This window comes from Xanthomonas sp. SHU 166 (assembly GCF_000364685.1).
Lineage (GTDB): Bacteria > Pseudomonadota > Gammaproteobacteria > Xanthomonadales > Xanthomonadaceae > Xanthomonas_A > Xanthomonas_A sontii.
This window is the reverse complement of sequence record NZ_AQOJ01000213.1, coordinates 1-7,008: the sequence shown is the minus strand read 5'-3', so window position 1 is coordinate 7,008 and position 7,008 is coordinate 1. Positions and strand designations below refer to the sequence as shown.

The 7,008-nt window shown below is 68.9% G+C and carries 6 protein-coding genes and 1 pseudogene; 2 read left to right on the top strand and 5 right to left on the bottom strand.

Annotation, left to right across the window (positions count from 1 at the left end; genetic code table 11):
* Both D180_RS07240 and D180_RS07235 read left to right on the top strand, forming a co-directional pair.
* Positions 1–353, top strand: a pseudogene (locus tag D180_RS07240) (hypothetical protein); the annotation flags it as partial.
* A gap of 49 nt (positions 354–402) precedes the next feature.
* Positions 403–1,398 carry a magnesium and cobalt transport protein CorA gene (locus D180_RS07235; RefSeq protein WP_017912271.1) on the top strand — a complete coding sequence of 332 codons (996 nt, stop codon included), beginning with the start codon at positions 403–405 and terminating at the stop codon, positions 1,396–1,398.
* A 171-nt stretch (positions 1,399–1,569) separates the two neighbouring features.
* Here the strand turns inward: D180_RS07235 and D180_RS07230 are convergent, their stop codons facing one another.
* From D180_RS07230 to D180_RS07210, 5 genes are all read right to left on the bottom strand, one after another.
* Positions 1,570–2,934: an NAD-dependent succinate-semialdehyde dehydrogenase gene (locus D180_RS07230; RefSeq protein ID WP_017912270.1), complete on the bottom strand. Its 1,365-nt coding sequence runs from the start codon at positions 2,932–2,934 to the stop codon at positions 1,570–1,572.
* A gap of 302 nt (positions 2,935–3,236) precedes the next feature.
* Positions 3,237–4,088, bottom strand: a complete 852-nt coding sequence (locus D180_RS07225) for an ABC transporter permease subunit (protein ID WP_017908176.1) — start codon at positions 4,086–4,088, stop codon at positions 3,237–3,239.
* The gene (locus tag D180_RS07220; RefSeq protein WP_017908175.1) at positions 4,085–5,047 is read right to left on the bottom strand and encodes an ABC transporter permease subunit; all 963 of its coding nucleotides are present in this window, start codon (positions 5,045–5,047) and stop codon (positions 4,085–4,087) included. Before D180_RS07220 ends, D180_RS07225 begins: the two co-directional genes overlap by 4 nt.
* A complete protein-coding gene (gene potA / locus D180_RS07215; protein ID WP_017912269.1) occupies positions 5,044–6,186 on the bottom strand; it encodes a polyamine ABC transporter ATP-binding protein in 1,143 nt (380 codons plus the stop codon). The genes D180_RS07220 and potA overlap by 4 nt, the downstream gene beginning before the upstream one ends.
* Before the next feature lie 174 nt (positions 6,187–6,360).
* On the bottom strand, positions 6,361–7,008 hold a 648-nt coding region (locus D180_RS07210), incomplete at its 5' end, for a TolC family protein (RefSeq protein WP_017912268.1).

Sequence of the window (7,008 nt, the reverse complement as noted above, 5' to 3'; positions counted from 1 at the left end):
TGGCCGCGCTGGCGCTGCCGTTCTGGCTGCTGTGCGCGCTCGGCGGCGCGGTCCTGCTGTACCTGTGGGGCTTCAGCGAGCATCGCGCTGCCTGGGGCAACCGCAACCTGCTGCTGCTGGATCCGCTGTGCCTGCCGCTGCTGTTCGGCGGTCTTGCCGTGCTGCGCGGGCGCCGCCCCGGACGCTGGTTCGACGTGCTGCTGTGGCTGGTGGTGGCGCTGGCCGGCGCCGCACTGCTGATCCATTGGCTGTCGATGCTGCAGCCGCAGTTCAACCTGCAATGGATCGCATTGCTGCTGCCGGTGCACGCGGCGCTGGCCTGGGCGCTCACCCGCCCTCGCCCGCAGCCCTGATACCGTCGCGCCACTCGCCACGCGCGCCTCCGCCGAACCCACTCCCGCCATGGCCTCCGCGACCGCCAATCCCGCCTGCGTCATCAACTGCGTGCACTACGACGGCCACGGACGCCGCCACGACATCGCCCTGGAGCAGATCAGCGACGTGCTGACCGGCCACGACGACGGCTTTGTCTGGGTCGGCATGTACGAGCCCGGCGACGCGGTACTGCAGCAGCTCAAGGAGGAATTCCAGCTGCACGAACTGGCGATCGAGGACACCCGCAAGGCGCACCAGCGGCCCAAGGTCGAGGCCTTCGGCAACTCGCTGTTCCTGGCGGTGCACACCGCGCAGGTGATCGACGAACGCATCGTCTACGGCGAAACCCACGCCTTCCTCGGCGCGCGCTTCCTGCTGACCGTGCGCCACGGCGCCTCGCTGCCCTACGCGCCGGTGCGCGAGCGGCTGGAACGCGAGGCCTCGCTGATGAAACTCGGCCCGTCCTACGCGCTCTACGCGGTGCTGGACTATGTGGTGGACAACTACCAGCCGATCCTCGACGCCTTCCGGCAGAGCCTGGAACGGCTGGAGGCCGACATCTTCGCCGAGTCGTATCGGCGCGACACCGCGATCCGCCTGTACGAACTGAAGCGCGAACTAAACCAGATGCGTCTGGCGGTGGCGCCGCTGCAGGACGTGCTGGCGCACCTCAAGCGCCACCCCGGCCCGCTGATCGCCGAGGAAGTGCGGCTGTACGTGCGCGACGTGCTCGACCATGCGGTGCGCACCAACGACGCCATCGACACCCTGCGCGAAATGCTCGGCACCGCGCTGAGCGTGAACCTGTCGCTGGTCACCCTGGCCCAGGGCGAGACGGTCAAGCGCCTCGGCGCCTGGGCCGCCCTGCTCGCCGCCCCGACCCTGATCACCAGCTGGTACGGCATGAACTTCAAACAGATGCCGGAACTGGAATGGCCCTGGGCCTACCCACTGATGGTCGGCGGCGTCGCCGCGGTGTGCGTGGCGCTGTATGTGGCGTTCAAGCGGGCGAGGTGGTTGTGAGCCGCCGCGCAGCGGCGGCGGGAATGGAGAAACGGGAATCGGGAATGGACAGCGCGCCGCAGGCATGAGGTAACGCTGCATCGTTAGGCGTGCAGCAATCATCCGTGACAGACGGCGCCATCAGGCGCCGCCGCTTCTCCCATTCCCAATTCTCCATTCCCGATTCCCAACTCAAGCCACATACACCGACTTGATGTTCATGAACTCATGGATGCCATGCTCGGCCAGTTCGCGGCCGAAGCCGGAGCGCTTGATGCCACCGAACGGCAGGCGCACGTCGCTCTTGACGATGGCGTTGACGAAGGCGGCGCCGCACTGCAGCTGGCAGGCCACGCGTTCGCCGCGGGCGCGATCACGGGTCCAGACGCTGCCGCCCAGGCCGAAGGTGGTGTCGTTGGCCACGCGCACGGCTTCGGTTTCGTCGGCCACACGCAGGATCGCCGCGACCGGGCCGAACAGTTCCTCGTCGTAGGCCGGCATGCCCGGCGTCACCTGGTCGAGGATCGAGGCCGGATAGCCGGCGTGGCTGTCGCGTTCCGGCTCGCAACCGAGCAGTGGCTTGGCCCCCTTGGCGATGCTGGCCTGCACCTGCTTGTGCAGTTCGTCGCGCAGGTCCTGCCGCGCCATCGGCGCCAGCGTGGTCGCCTCGTCCTGCGGGTCGCCGAGGCGACGCTCGGCCGCGGCGGCGACGAAGCGGCGCACGAATTCGTCGGCGATCGCCTCCACCACCACGAAACGCTTGGCCGCGATGCAGGTCTGCCCGGCGTTGTCGAAGCGCGACTTCACCGCCGCGGCCACGGCGGCGTCCAGGTCGGCGTCGTCCAGCACCACGAAGGCGTCGCTGCCGCCCAGTTCCATCACGCACTTCTTCAGCTGCCCACCGGCGTTGGCGGCGATGGAGCGGCCGGCGCGCTCGCTGCCGGTCAGGGTGACCGCGGCCACGCGCGCATCGCGCAACACCTCGGCGGCCTGGTCGTTGTCGATGTGCAGCACGTCGAACACCCCGTCCGGCACGCCGGCGTCGGCCAGCACCTTGCGGATCGCGTCGGCGCAACGCGGCACGTTGCTGGCGTGCTTGAGCAGGGCGACGTTGCCGGCCATCAGCGCCGGCGCCAGGAAGCGGAACACCTGCCAGATCGGGAAGTTCCACGGCATCACCGCCAGCACGCAGCCCAGCGGCTCGTAGCGCACGTAGCTGCGCTGCGCATCGGTGGCCACCGCCTGCTCACGCAGGTAGTCCGCCGCATGCTCGGCGTAGTAGTCGCAGGCCGCGGCGCACTTGTCGAGTTCGGCCAGCGCCTCCTTGCGCAGCTTGCCCATTTCCGCGGTCATCACCCGCTGGATCGCGTCGCGCTGTTCGCGCAGTTGCGCACCGACCTTGCGCAGCAGCGCGCCGCGCTGCTCCAGCGGCGTCGCCGCCCAGCCCGGAAACGCCTGCGCCGCAGCGGCCAGGCGCTGTTCGACGGCGGCGGCATCCATCAGCTCGAGACTGTATTCGACCTGGCCGTTGGCCGGATTGACGGTGTCGTAAGGCATCGCGCGGACTCCTGGAAAAGTGTCCGGCCAGCCTAGCGCCGTGGACGTTGCGGCGACGTGGCGATGCCATACAGCGCGATGGCTCACAGTGTTCCGCGTGGCCTGTGTGAGTCGACTGTCATGCAGCAGCCAGGAGCGACGCGCCGTGCTTTCCGATGGCGCAATGCGTCGGGACTGGAGTCCCTCCCACAGTGCACCAGGCAAGCCCGCCGCAAGATCCTGTGGGAGCGGCTTAAGCCGCGACAGGCCTTACCGGCAATGCGTGTCGCGGCTGACGCCGCTCCACGGAAAAGCAGCGCACATCATCCCCCCTGCTGTTGCGCCAACTGCATGTCGCGCTGGCGGCGCTTCTCGCTGCGCGCCATCAGCCACCAGCCGACGACGGCGGCGATCGACACCGCCAGCACCATCAGCGTGGCCAGCGCATTGATCTTGGGCTTCAGGCCCATGCGCACCGAGGAGAACACGGTCATCGGCAGCGTGGTCGAATCCGGGCCGGCGACGAAGTTGGCGATCACCACGTCGTCCAGCGACAGGGTGAACGCCAGCAGCCAGCCCGACACCAGCGCCGGGGCGATGATCGGCACGGTGATCAGGAAGAACACCTTGAGCCGGTTGGCGCCCAGGTCCATCGCCGCCTCTTCCAGCGAGCGGTCCAGTTCCTGCAGGCGCGAGGACACCACCACGGTGACGAAGGACAGGGTGAAGGTGACATGCGCGGCCCAGATCGCCATCACGCCCTTCGGCGGGATGCCGAGCACCCCGCCCATCGATACCAGCATCATCATGATCGACAGGCCGATGATCACCTCCGGCATCACCAGCGGCGCGGTCACCAGCGCGCCGAACAGGCTCTTGCTGGGGAAGCGGCGGAAGCGGGTCATCGCCATCGCCGCCAGCGTGCCGAGCACCATCGACGCGGTGGCGGTCCAGAACGCCACCTTCAGGCTGATCCACGCCGCCTGCAGGATCTGCCGGTCGCGCAGCAGTTCGCCGTACCACTTGGTGGAGAAGCCGGCCCACACCGTCGCCAGCTTGGAGGCGTTGAACGAATACACCATCAGCAGCAGGATCGGCAGGTACAGGAAGGCGAAGCCGGCGCCCAGCACCGTCCAGCGCAATACCCTGCCCATGCCGCCGCGCGCGCCGCTCATGCCTGACCGCCTTCGAGCTGGCGCTGCTGGTAGCGGTTGAAGATCAGGATCGGCACCATCAGCAGCGCCAGCATCGCGATCGCCACCGCCGAAGCGGTCGGCCAGTCGCGGTTGTTGAAGAACTCGCCCCACAGCACCCGGCCGATCATCAGCGTGTCCGGGCCGCCGAGCATCTCCGGGATCACGAACTCGCCCACCGCCGGGATCATCACCAGCATGCAGCCGGCGACGATGCCCGGCCGCGACAGCGGCAGGGTCACGGTCAGGAACGCCTTCCACGGCGGCGCGCCGAGATCGTAGGCGGCCTCGAGCAGGCGCTGGTCGAGCTTGACCAGGGTCGCGTACAGCGGCAGCACCATGAACGGCAGATAGCAGTAGACGATGCCGATGTAGGCGGCAACCGGGGTGTAGAGGATGTGCAGCGGCGCATCGATCAGGCCCAGCGCCAGCAGCGCGCGGTTGAGCACGCCGTTGCTGTCGAGGATGCCGATCCAGGCGTAGACGCGGATCAGGAACGAGGTCCACGACGGCAGCACCACCAGCATCATCGCGATGTTGCGCGCCGACGGCGACAGCCGCGCGATCGCGTAGGCCATCGGATAACCGATCAGCAGGGTCAGCACGGTGGAGATGCCGGCGATCTTGATCGAGCCCCAGTAGGCCTCGATGTACTGGTGGTCGCGCAGCAGCGCCAGGTAGTTCTGCAGGGTCAGCTTCAGCGTCAGCACGCCGTCGCGGAACTCCAGCAGTGCGCTGTACGGCGGGCTGCGGATCGCCTGCTCGGCGAAGGAGATGCGCAGCACGATCAGGAACGGGATCGCGAAGAACAGCAGCAGCCACAGGTACGGCGCGGCGATCACCAGCCAGCGCAGCGCCGGTAGCGACCCCAGGCGCAAGCGCTGCTGCAGGCGCAGCCGTGGCGTCGGTTGCGGCGGCACCGGGACGACGGGCGCGCTCATGCGGTCAGCACCACGCCGTCGTTGTCGTCCCACGACACCCACACCGTGTCGCCCCAGGTCATGCCTTCGCTGTCCCAGCGCTTCTGGTTGGCGAAGTTGGATTGCACGCGGATGCCGCTGGGCAGGCGCACGTGGAAGATCGAGTGGCTGCCGAAATAGGCGATGTCCTCGATGGTGCCGCGCGCCTTGTTGTAGGTCTGCTCGGGTTCGCCCTTGGTGATCCAGACCTTTTCCGGACGCACCGCGAACGCCACCTCCTGCCCTTCCACGCCGGTGATGCCGTGGCTGATGTAGATCGGCACCGGGAACTGCGGGCACAACACGGTCACGTGGTCGGGATGGTCCTCGCCGATGCGGCCCTCGAACATGTTCACCGAGCCGATGAACTCGGCGACGAAACGGCTGTTCGGCGACTCGTAGATGTCGCCCGGCGTGCCGACCTGGCGGATGCGGCCCTGCTCCATCAGCGCGATGCGCGTGGCCATGGTCATCGCCTCCTCCTGGTCGTGGGTGACCATCACGCAGGTCACCCCCGAGGTCTCGATGATCGAGACCAGTTCCAGCTGCATCTGCGAGCGCAGCTTCTTGTCCAGCGCGCCCATCGGCTCGTCCAGCAGCAGCAGTTTCGGCCGCTTGGCCAGCGAGCGCGCCAGCGCCACGCGCTGCTGCTGGCCGCCGGAGAGCTGGTGCGGCTTGCGCTTGCCGAGCGTGCCCAGCCGCACCAGCTCCAGCATCTCGCCGACACGGCTGGCGATGGCGCTGCGCGACAGGCCGTCCTGCTTCAGCCCGAAGGCGATGTTCTGCTCCACGCTCATGTGCGGGAACAGCGCATAGGACTGGAACATCATGTTGAGCGGGCGCTGGTACGGCGGCAGCCCATCCAGCGGCTGGCCGTCGAGCACGATGCGGCCGCGGCTGGGCTGCTCGAATCCACCCAGGCAGCGCAGCAGCGTCGACTTGCCGCTGCCGGAACCGCCCAGCAGCGCGAAGATCTCGCCCTGGCCGATATCCAGGTCGATGTCGTCCAGCGCGACGAAGCCGTCGAACTCCTTGCGCAGGCCGGCGATGGACACATAGCCGGCGCCCTTGGCCGGCGGCGGTGCCGGCAGATGGTCGGTTCTCGCTTCGCTCAACGCCATCGCTGATTCCCCGTGAAGCACGCCGTCGTGCGCAGCGCCGATGCGGCGGCGACCGTGGCGCGGTGAGTCTCAGTGTAGCCGTGGGCGCCGCGTCGGCGATACCGCGGCGGCCACGCCGCGCGGCGGCGCGGGATTCGGGAGTCGGGATTGGGGATTCGTCAAAGCAGCAAGCGCTTACTGCGCCGTGGCTGGCGCTGGCGCGGACGCCGGCGCCTCCGGCGCCGCCCAGCCCAGGCCCAGGCTCTTCTGCAAGGCCACGTAGCGCAGCAGCACCTGGGTGTGCGCCTGCAGCGCACTGTCCTGGGCGGAAGCCTGCTGGCGCTGCACGTCCAGCGCATCGATCAGCGACGAGGCGCCGGCGGCATAGCGTTGCTGCAGCAACGCGGCGGAACGATCGGCCGAGGCCGCGGCCTTGTCCGCGGCCAGCGCCTGCTGGCGCGCGGCGCCGAACCGCGCCAGGGCGCCGTTGGCATCCTGCAGCGCGGCCAGCACCGTGCCTTCGTAGGCGGCCAGCCGCGCGGCGTTGCCGGCGCGGGCCTGCTCGACCTTGGCACGGGTGCCGCCGAAATCGAAGATCGACCAGCGCAGGAACGGCGCCACCACGCTGTTGACGGCGTCGCGGCCGAGATCGCCCGGCGAGGTCGCGGCCATGCCGATATTGCCCAGCAGCGTGACCTGCGGGAAATACGCGGTCAGCGCTTCGCCGATCTTTGCCGACGAGGCGGCCAGCTGGCGCTCGGCGCGGCGCACGTCCGGGCGCCGCCGGATCAGCGCGCCGGCATCGTCCACCGGCACCGTCGCCGGCAGCGTCGGCAACGGCCG